Source organism: Pseudomonas sp. Irchel s3h17, assembly GCF_900187505.1.
In the GTDB taxonomy this organism is placed as follows: domain Bacteria; phylum Pseudomonadota; class Gammaproteobacteria; order Pseudomonadales; family Pseudomonadaceae; genus Aquipseudomonas.
This window is the reverse complement of the sequence record NZ_FYDL01000009.1, coordinates 44326-60178: the sequence shown is the minus strand read 5'-3', so window position 1 is coordinate 60178 and position 15853 is coordinate 44326. Positions and strand designations below refer to the sequence as shown.

Annotated in this window: 20 protein-coding genes; 18 read left to right on the top strand and 2 right to left on the bottom strand. The window is 56.7% G+C overall.

Annotated features, from left to right (window positions below):
* The first annotated feature begins 16 nt into the window (after positions 1-16).
* From CKW25_RS14435 to CKW25_RS14405, 7 genes are all read left to right on the top strand, one after another.
* Positions 17-1144 carry a chemotaxis response regulator protein-glutamate methylesterase gene (locus CKW25_RS14435; RefSeq protein ID WP_095080128.1) on the top strand — a complete coding sequence of 376 codons (1128 nt, stop codon included), beginning with the start codon at positions 17-19 and terminating at the stop codon, positions 1142-1144.
* Complete coding sequence (locus CKW25_RS14430) at positions 1144-1884, top strand: flagellar motor protein (protein WP_095080127.1); 741 nt, start codon at positions 1144-1146, stop codon at positions 1882-1884. The genes CKW25_RS14435 and CKW25_RS14430 overlap by 1 nt, the downstream gene beginning before the upstream one ends.
* Before the next feature lie 276 nt (positions 1885-2160).
* Positions 2161-3054 carry a flagellar motor protein MotD gene (motD, locus tag CKW25_RS14425; RefSeq protein WP_095080126.1) on the top strand — a complete coding sequence of 298 codons (894 nt, stop codon included), beginning with the start codon at positions 2161-2163 and terminating at the stop codon, positions 3052-3054.
* A gap of 44 nt (positions 3055-3098) precedes the next feature.
* The gene (locus CKW25_RS14420; RefSeq protein WP_095080125.1) at positions 3099-3887 is read left to right on the top strand and encodes a ParA family protein; all 789 of its coding nucleotides are present in this window, start codon (positions 3099-3101) and stop codon (positions 3885-3887) included.
* 1 nt (position 3888) lies between these two features.
* Positions 3889-4770, top strand: a complete 882-nt coding sequence (locus CKW25_RS14415) for a CheW domain-containing protein (RefSeq protein ID WP_095080124.1) — start codon at positions 3889-3891, stop codon at positions 4768-4770.
* 80 nt (positions 4771-4850) lie between these two features.
* Positions 4851-5336, top strand: coding sequence for a chemotaxis protein CheW (locus CKW25_RS14410; protein WP_095080123.1), 486 nt, complete (start codon positions 4851-4853; stop codon positions 5334-5336).
* Positions 5337-5729, top strand: coding sequence for a DUF2802 domain-containing protein (locus tag CKW25_RS14405; protein ID WP_095080122.1), 393 nt, complete (start codon positions 5337-5339; stop codon positions 5727-5729).
* 201 nt (positions 5730-5930) lie between these two features.
* On the opposite strand, the gene CKW25_RS14400 is transcribed toward CKW25_RS14405, so the two are convergent.
* Positions 5931-6260, bottom strand: coding sequence for an EscU/YscU/HrcU family type III secretion system export apparatus switch protein (locus CKW25_RS14400; RefSeq protein ID WP_095080121.1), 330 nt, complete (start codon positions 6258-6260; stop codon positions 5931-5933).
* Positions 6261-6670: 410 nt separating this feature from the next.
* On the opposite strand from CKW25_RS14400, the gene CKW25_RS14395 reads away from it, so the two are divergent.
* The 11 genes from CKW25_RS14395 to CKW25_RS14345 all read left to right on the top strand — a co-directional run bounded on the left by CKW25_RS14395 (position 6671) and on the right by CKW25_RS14345 (position 15441).
* Positions 6671-7033 (top strand): acyl carrier protein, encoded by a 363-nt coding sequence (locus tag CKW25_RS14395; protein ID WP_095080120.1) that lies wholly within the window; start codon positions 6671-6673, stop codon positions 7031-7033.
* On the top strand, positions 7026-8153 hold the full coding sequence (locus CKW25_RS14390) for a hypothetical protein (RefSeq protein WP_095080119.1): 1128 nt from the start codon (positions 7026-7028) through the stop codon (positions 8151-8153). The genes CKW25_RS14395 and CKW25_RS14390 overlap by 8 nt, the downstream gene beginning before the upstream one ends.
* Positions 8150-9409 carry a beta-ketoacyl-[acyl-carrier-protein] synthase family protein gene (locus CKW25_RS14385; RefSeq protein ID WP_095080118.1) on the top strand — a complete coding sequence of 420 codons (1260 nt, stop codon included), beginning with the start codon at positions 8150-8152 and terminating at the stop codon, positions 9407-9409. The genes CKW25_RS14390 and CKW25_RS14385 overlap by 4 nt, the downstream gene beginning before the upstream one ends.
* Entirely contained in the window at positions 9409-10647 is a 1239-nt protein-coding gene (locus CKW25_RS14380) for an AMP-binding protein (protein ID WP_095080117.1), read from the top strand. The genes CKW25_RS14385 and CKW25_RS14380 overlap by 1 nt, the downstream gene beginning before the upstream one ends.
* Before the next feature lie 43 nt (positions 10648-10690).
* A complete protein-coding gene (locus tag CKW25_RS14375) occupies positions 10691-11194 on the top strand; it encodes a hypothetical protein (RefSeq protein WP_095080116.1) in 504 nt (167 codons plus the stop codon).
* Entirely contained in the window at positions 11191-11568 is a 378-nt protein-coding gene (locus CKW25_RS14370) for a hypothetical protein (protein WP_143497327.1), read from the top strand. The genes CKW25_RS14375 and CKW25_RS14370 overlap by 4 nt, the downstream gene beginning before the upstream one ends.
* Positions 11565-12110 (top strand): hypothetical protein, encoded by a 546-nt coding sequence (locus tag CKW25_RS14365; RefSeq protein ID WP_095080114.1) that lies wholly within the window; start codon positions 11565-11567, stop codon positions 12108-12110. The genes CKW25_RS14370 and CKW25_RS14365 overlap by 4 nt, the downstream gene beginning before the upstream one ends.
* Positions 12103-12456: a hypothetical protein gene (locus CKW25_RS14360; RefSeq protein ID WP_095080113.1), complete on the top strand. Its 354-nt coding sequence runs from the start codon at positions 12103-12105 to the stop codon at positions 12454-12456. Before CKW25_RS14365 ends, CKW25_RS14360 begins: the two co-directional genes overlap by 8 nt.
* Entirely contained in the window at positions 12453-13172 is a 720-nt protein-coding gene (locus CKW25_RS14355) for an SDR family NAD(P)-dependent oxidoreductase (RefSeq protein ID WP_095080112.1), read from the top strand. The genes CKW25_RS14360 and CKW25_RS14355 overlap by 4 nt, the downstream gene beginning before the upstream one ends.
* Positions 13173-13341: 169 nt before the next feature.
* Complete coding sequence (locus CKW25_RS14350; protein WP_172736524.1) at positions 13342-14112, top strand: arylamine N-acetyltransferase; 771 nt, start codon at positions 13342-13344, stop codon at positions 14110-14112.
* Positions 14113-14130: 18 nt separating this feature from the next.
* On the top strand, positions 14131-15441 hold the full coding sequence (locus CKW25_RS14345) for an ATP-grasp domain-containing protein (protein WP_095080110.1): 1311 nt from the start codon (positions 14131-14133) through the stop codon (positions 15439-15441).
* A gap of 39 nt (positions 15442-15480) precedes the next feature.
* On the opposite strand, the gene CKW25_RS14340 is transcribed toward CKW25_RS14345, so the two are convergent.
* Positions 15481-15807, bottom strand: coding sequence for an EscU/YscU/HrcU family type III secretion system export apparatus switch protein (locus tag CKW25_RS14340; RefSeq protein ID WP_095080109.1), 327 nt, complete (start codon positions 15805-15807; stop codon positions 15481-15483).
* Between the last annotated feature and the right edge of the window lie 46 nt (positions 15808-15853).

The window sequence follows — 15853 nt, the reverse complement described above, 5'->3', positions numbered from 1 at the left end:
GTCTAATGGAGTGTTTATGGCAGTCAAAGTCCTGGTGGTGGATGATTCGGGTTTTTTCCGCCGCCGCGTCTCGGAAATTCTTTCGGCCGATCCGAATATCCAGGTGGTCGGGACGGCCACCAACGGTAAAGAGGCGATCGATCAGGCCCTGGCCCTCAAGCCGGACGTGATCACCATGGACTACGAGATGCCGATGATGGATGGCATCACGGCGGTGCGGCACATCATGCAGCGCTGTCCGACCCCGGTGTTGATGTTCTCCTCGCTGACCCATGAAGGCGCCCGGGTGACCCTCGATGCGCTGGACGCCGGCGCGGTGGATTTCCTGCCGAAGAATTTCGAAGACATCTCGCGCAATCCCGAGAAGGTCAAGCAACTGTTGTGCGAGAAGGTTCACAGCCTTTCACGCAGCAACCGTCGCATGAACGGCTACAGCGCTCCGGCAGCGGTTGCCGCGCCGACAGCCCCGGCACCGGCCAGTGTCAGCAGCTACGGCAGCAGCGCGTCAGTACGCCCGGCCCCGCTGCCCGTGCCGAGCCGTGCTGCGGTCGCCAGCCCGTCGTCGCCGGCCCCCAAGCGCAAATCCTACAAGCTGGTGGCCATCGGTACGTCCACTGGCGGACCCGTGGCCTTGCAGCGCGTGCTGACGCAGTTACCCGCCAACTTCCCGGCCCCGATCGTGCTGGTCCAGCACATGCCGGCAGCCTTCACCAAGGCCTTCGCCGAGCGTCTGGACAAGCTGTGCCGGATCAGCGTCAAGGAAGCCGAGGACGGTGACATCCTGCGTCCGGGCCTGGCCTTGCTCGCGCCGGGCGGCAAGCAAATGATGGTCGATGGCCGGGGCGCGGTGAAAATCCTCCCGGGCGATGAGCGTTTGAACTACAAGCCGTGCGTGGACATCACCTTCGGTTCGGCGGCCAAGTCCTACGGTGACAAAGTTCTGGCGGTGGTCCTCACCGGCATGGGCGCCGACGGTCGCGAAGGTGCGCGCCTGCTCAAGCAGGGGGGCAGTTCGATCTGGGCCCAGGATGAAGCCAGCTGCGTGATCTACGGCATGCCGATGGCGATCGTCAAAGCCAATCTGGCGGACGCGATCTATGACCTGGACGTGATCGGCAAGCACCTGGTCGAGGCGTGCCTCTGATGGATGTGTTAAGCCTCATCGGGATCATCATGGCGTTTGTCGCCATTATTGGCGGCAACTACCTGGAGGGCGGGCACCTGGGTGCCCTGGCCAACGGCCCGGCGGCGCTGATTGTGCTGGGTGGCACCATTGGCGCGGCGTTGTTGCAATCGCCGATGAGTGCCTTCAAGCGGGCCATGCAGATCCTCGCGTGGATCCTGTTCCCGCCCCGTATCGATCTGGCCGGCGGCATCGACCGCGTCGTCAACTGGAGCCTCACCGCGCGCAAGGAGGGCCTGCTCGGCCTCGAAGGCGTGGCGGACACCGAACCGGACAGCTACTCGCGCAAGGGCCTGCAATTGCTGGTCGATGGCGTCGAGCCGGAAGCGATCCGCAGCATCCTGGAGGTGGATTTCTATACCCAGGAAAGCCGCGATATCGAAGCGGCCAAGGTGTTTGAAAGCATGGGCGGCTATGCGCCGACCATCGGCATCATCGGTGCGGTGATGGGCCTGATTCATGTCATGGGCAACCTGGCCGATCCGTCGCAACTGGGCAGCGGCATTGCCGTGGCGTTCGTCGCGACCATCTACGGGGTGGCCAGTGCCAACCTGGTGCTACTGCCGATTGCCGCCAAGCTCAAGGCGATTGCCTTGCGCCAGTCCCGGTACCGGGAAATGTTGCTCGAAGGCCTGCTGTCGATCGCCGAAGGTGAAAACCCTCGTTCCATTGAGTTGAAGCTTCAGGGCTTCATGGACTAAGGGATTACAGGGTGTGCTCACCGTAAATGACGAGCGCGCAGCGCCCTGCGAGCCGCAAGACTAGGCGTGAGGAGAGAAGTTTGGTTGCTTCAAATGAACGACGAATGACGACGTATTGCGGCTCGCAGGGCGCTGCCCTCCGGGTTGGCGCTGTGATTGCGCCAGGCTGCGTTGCGTGGCTTGAGAAGGGAGCGACCATTCTCGGCGCCCCGCGCCTTGCCTGGCACAATCACAGCGCCAACGCGCTTCGTCATTTACTGTGAGCACACCCTGACCATGGCACGTCGTCGCCACACTGAAGAGCCTGTCAACCACGAGCGTTGGCTGGTTTCCTACGCTGACTTCATTACGTTGCTGTTCGCCTTTTTCGTGGTGATGTATTCCATCTCCTCGATCAACGAAGGCAAGTACAAGGTCATCTCCGAAGCCTTGATCGGCGTGTTCACCGATTCGGATCGTGCCCTCAAGCCGATCCCGATTGGTGACGAGCGCCCGCGCACCGTGACCCCGGCCCAGCCGCTGGTCAAGGACGCCGAGCAGATCGACGCGGGGCTCGCCCAGGCCAGCAACGACCCGCTCAAGAGCATTGCCGACGATATCAGCGCGGCGTTCGGCGACTTGATCAGTTCCAACCAGATGACCGTGCGCGGTAACGAGTTGTGGGTCGAGATCGAACTCAACTCCAGCTTGCTGTTCGGCAGCGGCGACGCCATGCCCAGCGATATCGCATTCAGCATCATCGACAAGGTCGCGGCGATTCTGAAGCCGTTCGACAACCCGATTCACGTTGAAGGGTTCACCGACGATCAGCCGATCCGCACCGCGCAGTACCCGACCAACTGGGAGCTGTCCTCGGCCCGTTCGGCGAGCATCGTGCGCATGCTCGCCATGCAGGGGGTCAACCCGGGACGACTGGCCTCGGTGGGTTACGGTGAGTTTCAGCCGGTGGCCAACAACGCCACCGCCGAAGGCCGCGCGCGCAACCGTCGGGTGGTGCTGGTGGTGTCGCGCAATCTCGATGTGCGGCGCAGCCTGACCGCCACCGGAACCGCCCATGCGCAACCGGACGCCGCCTTGAAGCGTGCTGGCACACAAACTGCACCAACGCCTGTCAAGTCGCCGGGCAACGCGAGTGCCGTCAATTCTCCGTCACCCGGCTTAACACGTTGAGCTATTTCTCGGTTGCCCCTGTACGACCGGGAGGAACGAACTGAATGAGAGTCTGGGCAGTTGCCAATCAAAAGGGTGGTGTTGGTAAAACCACGTCCTCCATCGCGTTAGCCGGATTACTGGCCGAGGCGGGCAAGCGCGTGGTCGTGGTCGACCTGGACCCCCACGGCTCCATGACCAGCTACTTCGGCTACGACCCCGATAGCCTGGAGCACAGCAGCTACGACCTGTTCTTGCACAAGGGCAGCGTGCCCCAGGGGCTGCCCGGGCAGTTGCTGTTGCCGACCAGCGACGAGCGCATTTCCCTGTTGCCCTCGAGCACCGCGCTGGCCACCCTTGAGCGCCAGTCGCCGGGGCAGAGTGGCCTGGGCCTGGTCATCGCCAAGAGTCTGGCGCAGCTGTGGCAGGACTTCGATTACGCACTGATCGACAGCCCGCCGTTGCTCGGTGTGCTGATGGTCAATGCCTTGGCGGCCAGCCAGCAACTGGTGATCCCGGTTCAGACCGAGCACCTGGCGGTCAAAGGGCTGGAGCGCATGGTCAATACCCTGGCAATGATCAACCGCTCACGCAAGCAGGCGTTGCCGTTCACCATCGTGCCGACCCTGTTCGACCGTCGCACCCAGGCCTCGCTCGGCACCTTGCGGGTGCTGCGCGACCTGTACCCGGATGACATCTGGCAAGGCTATATCCCGGTCGATACCCGGCTGCGCGACGCCAGTCGGGCGGGGCTGACACCTTCGCAGTTCGACGGCAAGAGCCGTGGCGTGCTGGCCTATCGTTCGTTGTTCAAGCACTTGCTGGCCCAGCAACTTGTCGCGCAGGTGGCTTGAGATGATTCGGCCGGTACAGATCGCGTCTCGCCCGCAATTGGCGTTGCAGTCCTATCTGGATGGGTTGCTGCAAGACGCCACCGAAGAGCTGGCACCCGAAGGGGTCCAGGTCATTGAAGCCCTCTCGACGATCGAGGCTGAAGGCGCGCTGGACGAGTTCCAGGCCGCGGTGCTCGAAGAACAGGCGCGTGATGCGCAGGCCATCGTGGCGGTGGCCGAGCCGCTCACCCCTGCGATGGCCAGTGCGCTTGTCGTGATGCCGGTGCTGGAAGCTCCTGCACCGATTCTGGCGCCCGAGGCTTTGGTTGCGCCGGTACAGCCGCTGCTGGTTGAACCCGTGGCTGAGGTGCACTTGCCGCCCAGCCAGACACCACCGCCCCTCGAGGGGGATGGCCGGCCGAGCTGGGCCGCGGAGCCGTTCGAATGCCTGCTGTTCGATGTCGCCGGCTTGACCCTGGCCGTGCCGCTGGTGTGCCTGGGTTCGATCTATCCGCTGGCCGGGCACGAGCTGACGCCGTTGTTCGGGCAGCCGGAGTGGTTCCTCGGGATTTTGCCGAGCCAGGCCGGCAACCTGAAGGTGCTGGATACCGCGCGCTGGGTCATGCCCGATCGCTATCGCGACGATTTTCGCCAGGGCCTGCAATACGTGATCTCGGTCCAGGGTTATGAGTGGGGGCTGGCCGTGCATCAGGTCAGCCGCTCGTTGCGCCTGAATCCGAACGAAATCAAATGGCGCAGCCACCGTGGTCAACGACCTTGGCTGGCGGGCACCGTGATCGAACACATGTGTGCGTTGCTGGATGTCGCGGCGCTGGCGGAGTTGATCGCCAGTGGCGGCGTCAGGCACATGGGCCATTTGAAACCGGTCAATCAACCGACATAACAGGTAGCGGGTCGCATGCACCGTGCGGCCAGGCAGAACACACACCGCCATGGGCAATTTTTTTTTCGAGGGGTCAGGGTATGAATGATAAGGCGTCGTCAGCAAAGGGTTCCGAAGATCCGATCCTGCAATGGGTAACCTTCAAGCTGGACAATGAAACCTACGGCATCAACGTGATGCGCGTCCAGGAAGTCCTGCGTTACACCGAGATCGCTCCGGTTCCGGGTGCGCCAAGCTACGTGCTGGGCATCATCAACCTGCGCGGCAACGTGGTCACGGTGATCGACACTCGCCAGCGCTTCGGCCTGGGGACGGTGGAAGTCAGCGACAACACCCGGATTGTGATCATCGAGGCCGACAAGCAAGTGGTCGGAATCATGGTCGACAGCGTGGCTGAAGTGGTTTACCTGCGTCAGTCGGAAATCGAGACCGCGCCGAATGTCGGCAACGACGAGTCGGCCAAGTTCATCCAGGGCGTGTGCAACAAGAACAACGAATTGCTGATCCTGGTCGAGCTGGACAAGATGATGAGCGAAGAAGAGTGGTCGGAACTGGAGAGTATCTGATTGATTCTCGAGGTTGCTGTCATTGTGCTGGGGTTGCTCTGGATTGGCACCCTGGCGATGTTTCTGGCCTACACCCGCAAGCCGCGCGAGCTGGCGGTGGAGCAGGCCAAGGCGGATGCGTTGCGCGATCAACGCCTCAAGGACCTGGCCAGACGCGTCGACAACTACCAGGACGGTAACGTGCGCATGGGCGAAGACCTGCATGAGTTGCGTGCGGTGGTCGGGCCCTTGCCGGACAAACTGGCGCAGCTCGAGCAGCGCGACCCGACGAGCCTGTCGTTCGCCCAGGCGGCGCGGCTGGTGGGGATGGGCGCCAGCGTCGATGAACTCATTCAGTCCTGCGGACTGACCCAGGCCGAGGCGGAGTTGATGCGCAAGATGCACAAGAACTAAAAGCAATGACGAGCGTCTGGCGCCGGGCGAACAATTGTGGCCAGGGAGCTTGCTCCCGCTGGGCTGCGAAGCGGCCCTACAACCTACAATTGCCTGCTTCCAGATAGACCTCGTCAGCTTTTTTGCGATTGCTGCGCCGAACGCGGACCGGCCGGCGGGAGCAAGCGCCCTCGCCACATTGAACGTGCTGCACCTGCTGGATCAATAATCCTCCCCTCGATCTGTCACATCCCGCGCAGCCATCGGCGCCTGCGCGTCATAGCCCGCCGGAAACTTGCCCTTGAGTTTCCAGGCAAACGCAATGATTTCGGCAATCGTGCGATACAACTCTTCAGGAATGCTGTCGCCCAATTCCATCCGCGCCAGCAGTCTCACCAGTTCGGCGTTTTCATAGATCGGCACTTCACAGTCGCGGGCGATTTCCAGGATGGCTTCGGCCAGCGCCTCGTCGCCCTTGGCGGTCAGCGTGGGGGCCTGGCTGCCGTCGTACTTGAGGGCGATGGCCTGGCGGGGCGGGTTGGGGTTTTTCATGCGGTATCGTCGACCCAGCGTTGTTCGAGACGGGTTTGCGGGCCAGGTGCAAGTCAAAAGTCGAAGTGAAAGCTGTTTAATTACCTGGTGGTTTTTGGTCCTTAGACAAAATTACACTTCTGTGCTCCCCTGCCTACAATCGCGCCAGAATCCACCGACTTGTGAAGTTTGCCTGTCGCCGATAAATTCGTCTCTGTCACAAAGCATTATAGTTTTGAATTGCTGATCAGTATTTGCTTGACGATTTAATTTTAAATTGGTTTGTGCGTTAAGTGTTGGCGGTGATGGCGTAATTTGATTTATATGGTTGCTTGGTTTTTTATGCTGTTTCCTGGTTGTTTTGTTTTAACTAATGCCCATAGCGTACGCAGTATCCATAATTGTGTATTGAGAGAATAATAAGGATCGTTATGTACCTCGCCAAGGTTAAAAAAATAGCTGCGGATATACTTTTTCTGGACTCTTCAGATGATATTGATAGTGGCGCATCATTCGAGGAAATAGGTTTTTCATCGATTGACTTCATTGATTTTTGTTATGAGGTCAAGGCTCAGATAAATCCAGATATTGAACCGCATGATATATGGCCGTTTGCAAGGCTGCTAGTCGATCCGCAATTTTACACTGGAGGTTGCTGGACTCAAGCGGGGAGAAAAATTGTCAATGACATATTGAGTGTGGATGACAATGTGGAGGTCGACCCCAAGTCGCTGGATAAATACTGGACGCTAGGGTTCTGCGCACAACGGATCGAGACAGTTCTAAATGCATAGTCTATTTATTACCGGCTATGGCATTGAACAGGCAGCGTTGAGCACGGATGATCTGGTTCAGTGCTTGACTGAGTGCCTGGACGATTTGCCGGACAACTCGCCAGGGGAGGCAAGGTTGTCAGCGGCAATTATTCCTCGCATCGCCCGAGAAGATCGGGCGATGCTGACCTCGCAAACGATTTGTAGCCTTAATGTCGGTTTCTCGGCCATGAGCATGGCCGAACAAAACGTTTGCTTCACGCCAGCTGAGAAAGACGCCATGTGCGTGTACACCACCTATGAAACGGTTCGGGACTTTCATGAGGTGGTTTGGCAGTTCAAATCGTCTAACGAATACTGCACCAATAAGGCTTCTTTGTTCGAAAACCTGGGGGAAATGGTCAACGCCGTGCATCCGTTACGGCTATTTCGAAAACTACCCACAAATAGTCTTTACCATTTGTCAAAGCTCTTCGGACTTCGCGGTGGCGGCTATCCCTTGCGTAAGATGTCGTTGGGCGGGCTCTCGTTGCTGGAGGAAGCGTTTTATAACCTGCCATGTAGCGAGTCGAGCGGTGCCTTGATCTGTGCTTACGGTGATATGTCGAAAGCCGATAACGCCCAGGTGTTCAAGAAAATGGGCTTGATCAATACCAGAGAGCCCCATCGCTCAAGCGTCCAGGGAACCAGCGGCGCAGTATCGTTGGTAGTTGAAACTGGGGAGCGGGTTTCCCGGTTGCAAGTCCAGCCGCTGGCCAAAATATTGCAGGCGGTCAGTCAATTTTCCACCAGCATGTTCGCTTCACGTCAGGACTGGGTTGAGGCCTACGCACTGCTGGAACCCTGGGTCCGTGAAAGTCATCCCGTCGTGGTGCTTTATGACAACGGTGCAGTTGGTGTTGGCGAAGCGGAAGTACAGGCGCTGGAGAGCAGTCTGAACACATTTGAGCTACGTCGATACAAACCCTGGTCGCGGTATGCCGTGGCCACCAGCGGACTGGTCGATCTGGTGTGTGCGTTGGCCGACCCCTCTATCGAGCCGGGCCGCGTAATCATCATCCATGGTGAAGGCGCAGGGATGGGCTTGGGCTTGATCGTGTTGCGCAAGTCATCGATACCATCGCAGAAGGTGTCGGCATGAATCAGCAAAGAGTTGTCATCAGCGGCTTCGGTTGTTGCACGCCGTTGGGCGATCACTATGCAGCCATTGAAGACGCGTTGCGTAATGGTCACTCCGGTGTGAGAAAAATCGCAAAATACGACAGCGCTACGTTCAAGAGCCACTTCGCCGGAATCCCCGTATCGGGAAACTTTGCGGACCAGGGTGAATTGCAGCGATTCAGTCATGATGAGTTCTATACCCGCAATGCCATGGAAAATCTGTTGGCATCGGTGTCCTTCGATCCGGCTGCCGTGGGCGAGCAGCGGATCGGGTGTTTCCTGGGGGTCGACGAACCTGTCGTGGGCATCCAGCAAACGGTCAATCTGGCCTACGACCTGTACAAGGTCGATGGTCAGTTTGCCAACCTTGACCTTGCACTTGAGAAGCACTTTCGGGTGCAGGACTTCATTCGCTACGACCCGACCAATGCACTACGCACAGTTCATAAACGTGTGCCGTTCAAAGGCCCTGCGTCCGTGCATCTGGGACTGTGTTCGGCGTCATTACAAGCCATCGGCACCGGTTATCAAGCCGTACGGCAGGGGCGTGTGGACGCAGCGATTGTCGGGGGCATCTCGGCCAAGGTTACGCCTGAGCATTACATCGGCCTGGAGTCGGTTGATATTATCGCCACCGATGAACGATTTGATCCCACAGGCCTGTCACGGCCCTTCGATGCGCGGCGTTCGGGCTATCTGCCGGCTGAGGGTGCAGTGCTGTTTCTCGTGGAGTCTCTTGACGCTTGCCTGAAAGCCGGGCGTGAGCCGTTAATGGAATTGGCAGGTTTTGGTACCAGTACCAATGCCAGTCATATCGTCAAGCCGGCACTCGATAGTGCCGAGATGAAGCTGGCCATGACCCGGGCATTGAGCAGCGCCGGGTTGCAGGCGAGTGATATCGGCATGGTCAATGCCCACGGGACGTCAACGATCCTCAATGATCTACACGAGTCAGCTGCCATTTGTGCGGTGCTGGGAGAGCAGGTGCCCGTCACCGCCAACAAGTCTTTGCATGGACACATGATCGCCGCCGCTGGCGCCATGGAAACCCTCAATACATTGATCAGTCTGCGCTCGGGGTTCATTCCCGGGACGATCAACCTCGAGTCCAAGGATCCCGACTGCCGGGCCAACGTTTCTCCATTCACCCTGCAACGTTCCGTGGATTACTGTCTGAAAAACTCCTTCGGTATGGGCGGCCTGGCCGCGTCGATGATATTTAAAAGAATCGGATAATGACTATAAAAAGCCGCACTTCGTTTGATATCGATAAGTTCAACAAAATGGTCGGCGAGTACGCCGAGCAGGCTTACCCGCTGGATTTGCCCCCGGTCACGGGGTATGACGACTTCGTGCAGAAATACCCTCCATTGAGCAAGCAAACGCTCATGGAGGTGAGTGATGTACTGATTGATGCCGGCCAACTCATGCATTGCTATGTCATCTCTACCTCGGGCACCACATCGGCTCCCTTGGTGCTAGCCAGTCGTATTTTCCAGCGCGTCACAGAAGACAGCTACCCGTACCAAGTTCGCGGTTTCATGGCCGAGCATGTGTTTTGTGCCGACGATACCGTGGTCAATCTCCTTACCGCTGGATGCCTGGGTTACAACTATGAAGGCATGTGCCGGATGCTTGAGCCGATCGGCTCGACCGTGTTGCCGGTAGGACGCCCCGACGTGATGAACAACATGCCGTCGTTGCTCGGCACCATGAAGCGCTTCAAGGCAAATGTGCTGGTGGGTTCGCCAACTGGAATCATCCAAGTCGCGCAGGCAGCAGAAAGGCTCGATGTGGACCTTGCAGTCACCAAGATCGTATTTGTCGGAGAAGCGTTCCACTTGGGCAAGCGAGAGTTCATTCAGCGGTTATGGCCGAAAGCTCGGTTCTACAGTCTTTACGGGGCCACCGAACTGGGGTTTGCAGCGCTGAATACGCCAGCCATGGAAGCGCATCAGCATCTGATACTTTCTGACTGGTTCTTCATGGAGCAAACCGAGGCCGGCGAGTTGCTGGTCACTGATCTGAAAGCCCCGGTGGTGCCTATCATTCGCTACCGGATAGGTGATGTCGGTGAACTGAATCAGGGGGAAGACAACCAGTACTACCTCACAATCGGCCAAAGAGTTGCCGAGGAGTTCAGTCTCGGCGGACACCGCATCTGCCTGACGCTGATTGAGCAGGTACTGGTGGCCGCTGATGTGCCGGCAGAGGCGTTCCAGGTGCAGCTGTCAACCACCGATGCCGGGAAGGATTGCGTTACTGTGCTCGTCGATCTCGATCCATCGGTAATCGATGCGTCCTGGACCGCACGCTTGGAAGAGCAACTCTTCCATATTCCGAAGTTGAAAGAGGCGGTGATGCGTGGTGTTGCGGTGGTCAAGTGGGCCGGTAATGTAGACTTCGCCTATAACCCACGGGGTAAGTTCAACCGTTTGCTTGATCAGCGCAATCAATTGTCAGTCGTCAGTTGATCGTCACTGTTTGTCCAGGTACATGGAGTGCCAAGGGGTTTCTATGCTCGACATTTTGCGTGGTACGCCGCTGTGGGTTTATGCGGTCTTCTTTATCGTGACGTATTACGGCGTCATTGCATGCTTCAAGAATCATGAATCGAAAAGATCATTACAAATTACACCGGCGATATTCGTCACTATTTCCCTGACGTCGCTAAAACTCTCCCAGGGACTCGTGATTCCGCTTTCGGTTTATGCACTGGGGTTACTGGTCGGGTGGTTTCTGGCCTTGCGCTTCTACTCCTACCACAACGTGGAGCGTGAGGGCGCGCGCCTGGTGTTGGGGGGGACGGTCAAGGTATTGGTGGTGTATTGGTGCTTTTTTGCCTGGCGTTATTACAGTGGTTACCAGGCTGCCATGCAGCCGGAACTGGCCGATGAAGTTTCATCAGTGGCCTGTGCAGCACTGGGTTCCGGGCTGATCAATGGTTTGATTGTTGGTCGATCCCTCAGGTTATTGCGTTTTTTCAAGCTCGATAACGTTACAGTGGCGTCTTCCAAATGACAGCTTATCTGGATATGTGTCCATCGGTTATTCCGTCGGAACAAGGCTGGTGCAGCCGGGTGAACGAAGGACGCTTTAACGACTACATCGAGTATTACGGCGCTGTCGTCGTGCTTGCCGAGTTACTGGGTCAGTTTGCCGTGCGTTGTGTACGGGGCGCCGCTCATGGCGAGACACCGTCGACGCATTACGTGCCAGCATTGATTACCGGCCTGCGAAGTGTGGACCCGCAAAGGATTTCGCAATTGACGGGACTGGTCAACATCGACAGCGGAGCAGGGCGTGTCGAAGTCTTCGGCACACTTGATTCGGGCGCCCGGGATTGTGTGTTGGCCACCATCACGGTTTTAAGCTTGAAGGAACAGCAGTCATGATCAAACTCATGATTCCATGGCTGTTGTTCCCCTATCTGGTTGACTGGTTCGGCGGCAACTTCGCGAAGACAGCCCTGGCGGTGGCCTTTTTTATGTTCGTCCTGTGTTTTGACAACCTTCGAAGAGGCTTCATCATTGAGTGCGCGTTGGTCATTTGTGTGCTCGGCATGGCACTGGCTTCCCTCTATTGGCCAGGGCTCTCTACGTTTGAAAGCGTCAAACTTCTGCTGTACGGCGTGTTAACAGTGATTGGCTGGTCGAGTGTGCTGTTGGGTCAACCGTTCACCCTGCAATACAGTCGTGAAGGTGTTGCTGACAATGTTTGTCGGTCGAGCGAGTTTTTCGAAATCAACAATACCATCACCAAGGTATGGTGCATGTCCTTCTCAATAAACTGGGTATTGGCCGGTTTGAGTCTGGGTTTTGAAGCGTACTGGCCGGTTTTTTTGATCGGCTCCTATATGAGCATATTGGTGGCGTCGGTGATGACGGAAGTATTTCCGGAGGCCTACTTGAGTAAAAGGACTTTGGTAAATGGCTGATTTGAAGATTTTTCAAGTGGACTCCTCTGTCGTTTCGGCGCAGCGCTTTGATGCTCGTCTGACCGTTAATGCAGTAGCGCCGATATTTGCAGAGCACTTTCCCGACTATCCTATTGTGCCCGGCGCCTGCATCGTCGGTTTCATCAGTGATTGCATTGCTCTGATGAAAGGGGCAGCAGTGGGCGCGTTCACGATTCCCCGAGTCGCCTTTCTCGAACCGATCGTTCCACAGTTGTCGCTTTGCCTGGAGATCGAGAAAAGACTCGACAGTTACCGTTTCAGAATCCATCACGAGGCCATCAATTATTGTCGCGGCGTGATAGCGCTTGAAGGAGATGGAGTATGAGTGGCATTGCAATTGTAACCGGTGGCACCCGGGGTATCGGTCGTTGTATCGCCGAAAAATTGCTAGGCGCCGGTTATAAAGTCTTTGTTACCTATGCTTGCGATGAGCAGGCTGCGTCCAGTCTCATGGCGGAATGTCTTGGCTTGAGCGCGTTGCAACTCGATGGTCGACGTATTGATCAGATACAGTTGTTGCGTGACCAAATCCTTGCACAAGGTACGCCTTCAGTGCTGGTGAACAATGCCGGCACTACCGGAGACGGGATTTTTTTGAATGCCGGCCTGGAGACGTTCCATCAAGTGATGGAGACCAATTTCGGGAGTACATTGAACTACTGCAATGTTTTCGCGCCCATCATGGCGGCCGCCCGCTTTGGCAATATCATCAACGTCAGTTCGGTCGCGGCCACTAAAATAAAACTTGGTAATACGGCCTATGGGTGTGCTAAGGCAGCCATTGAACGATTGACGCTCGGGTTGGCACTTGAGCTGGCGAGGTTTGATGTGAAAGTTAATGGCATTGCTCCGGGCTTTGTCGATACTGATATGTTTAAGGCCTTTGCCAAAGGCGGCGAGCGCGATATTATGAAATCGATACCGGGAAGGAAAATAATGCAGCCCGAGGAAATTGCCAATATGGTCTTTTTGTTAGCGACCCGTCAGTTTAATACAACGGGCACTGTCATTAGGGTCGGTAATGGTGAAAATATCGGGTGACGCAGCTTGTTATCCATCCCTTGCCTGAATTGCTTACCCGATATAACTGAACCCGCCCTGTCTTTATGAGGTTGCATCTGTGAATGCCGAACCGGTGTCATCGTGTGTGCGAGGTGCGTGCGCGTCCTTAATACCAGAGTGGCTGGCGCTTTATTTCAAGAGGATCAACTTGGACGTCCCCACGGATGTAAATGCCAGGACACTGGCTGATATCCACTTTGCCCATGCAAATGCCATCGCATACGACATGCTCGATGTCTTCCTTGGTATAACGCCGTCTTTCGACATGGAGGCGATCAGTGACAAGCTCACATCAGGACGCCGGGGTGGTGGCTGCACCCAGATGAACGGATTGCTGGCGGCGGTGCTGGAGACACTGGGCTTCAGCGTCCGGCGCAGTCTGTCCGCGGTATCTCGGGAAGATGGGGGCATGAACGTGTCAACTCACATGGTGCTGTTGGTGTGGGCCAATAACGAAGAGTGGGTCTGTGATGTTGGATTCGGCTATCGGGGTTTTTTGTATCCCCTGCGCCTGCTTCACGATGCGCAAGCCGTGCAGGGTGTCCATGAGTATCGGGTACAGCGTACCGGAACTTCGGTGTGGAGCATTCAATACCGGCGCGGTGTGCAGTGGATAAACATGTATGTACTGCGAGATGCCAGTTACGGCGCACACGAATTTGTGGTGGGCCAGTTTTTTAATGCCTATTCACCGTTGTCGCCCTTCAAAAACAATCTGGTGTGTGCCCGGCCATCGCTTCTGGGTGGCTGCTATCTGATTAATAATGTGCTGGTTTCCATTCAACAATGCACTCGTGATCGACGTCATGTCAATTCGCGCTGTGAGTTGGTGGAAGTATTGGAAGAATATTTTGATATTAAACTTAAGATTGGCGACTTCGTGTCGTTACCTGGTGATATTTTTAATGGTCTTCGGTAGCTAAAGAGGAACAAGAAAATGCCGTCATGTTTGATTGCTAATCCTGTGTCAAACGCCAATATTCTGGTTCGCTATTTGAAAGAGCGGGGCGTTGATTGCTACGCCATCATTGAGCTCGATAAAGTGGCGCGGATACCGAAACTCAATGCGAAAAAGAAAGGTGAGTTTCAGGCTGAACTCTACAAAGGCATATTTACCAGCGAAGACCAATTACCTCCAGTAGGGAGTGGTTTGTTCGACGCTGTGTTGGCGGGCAGTGAGAATGGTGTGTTCTTGGCGGAAAAGCTTGCTGCTCACTATTCGCTGCCAGGAAACGACCCGGCGACATCGTTCCGGCGTCGACACAAGGACCAGATGCAGCATTCGCTGGCGCAAGCGGGCCTGGCATTTATTCCCACCCTAGTACTCAATGGGCGTGAAAGTGTAGGGCCGGCGATAGCAGAGTGGGATCACTATCCCTGCGTTCTCAAGCCACAGTCTTCTGCCGGCGGCGAAGGGGTACAGCGTTGCAACAACCACACTGAACTGCAGCAGGCATTGGACAACGCTTCCTGGGACACGTTTTCCGCGACCTGGACAGTCAATGACCATTTTTTGATCCAGCCCATGATCCAGGGGCCGGAGTATGTGGTGGACATGGTGGCGTGCGCAGGCAAGTACGTTGTTTCATCGGTTTGTCGTTATGTTCGCAGTGATGAGTTGGACATTGCCGGGTGCGACTTCGTTAAAAAATTCACCTTCATGCTGCCCCTTGACCGGCCGGTCTGCCAAGCCTTGAGCGACTACGCCAAGCGTGCCGCCAATGCGCTCGACATCACGTACGGTGCGGTGCATATGGAACTGGTCATGGGCGAGGATGGCCCCGTGATGATTGAGGCAGCCGCCCGTATGCACGGCACCATTACCCCCCAATTGTTTGTCGACTGCTACGACGCCTCGCTGTTGGAGCAGTTGTACGAGGCTTATTTCGGCGATGCCGAAAACATGCGCGATGCAGTATTGAAAGCTCCTGCCATCGTTTCTGATGTGATTTGCGTCGAGAGCGGTGTTTATTCAACGAGCGAGCCATTGCTGGAGCAATGCCTGGCGCTACTGAGTTCCTTCAAGGGTTATGTTTGTGTGATCAGTGAAGGTGACGAGTACGGGCCGACCCACAATCTGATTTCATCACCAATGAATGCCAGTTTCTGTGACACCGATGCTGACCGTTTGTGGGCCGATGTGACCGCTTTCGACCAGGCAGCAGAGCATCTGCTGGGCGGGATTGTCTTTAGCGAAGAGGACTGGGGCTCAATTCGCCGCACCTATGACGAGTACCTGGCGAGCTGATTTGTCAACGTGACGAACGTCGTCCGCCGGCCGACGTTCTCATTGATGCTCAGTAGGCGTTACATCGTGTTCCACCATCAGCGCATCCGGCCTCATCCCCGCCGGAAACTTGCCCTTGAGTTTCCAGGCGAACGCAATGATCTCGGCAATCGTGCGATACAACTCTTCAGGAATGCTGTCGCCCAATTCCATCCGCGCCAGCAGTCTCACCAGTTCGGCGTTTTCATAGATCGGCACTTCACAGTCGCGGGCGATTTTCAGGATGGCTTCGGCCAGCGCCTCGTCGCCCTTGGCGGTCAGCGTGGGGGCCTGGCTGCCGTCGTACTTGAGGGCGATGGCCTGGCGGGGCGGGTTGGGGTTTTTCATGCGGTATCGTCGACCCAGCGTTGTTCGAGACGGGTTTGCGGGCCCT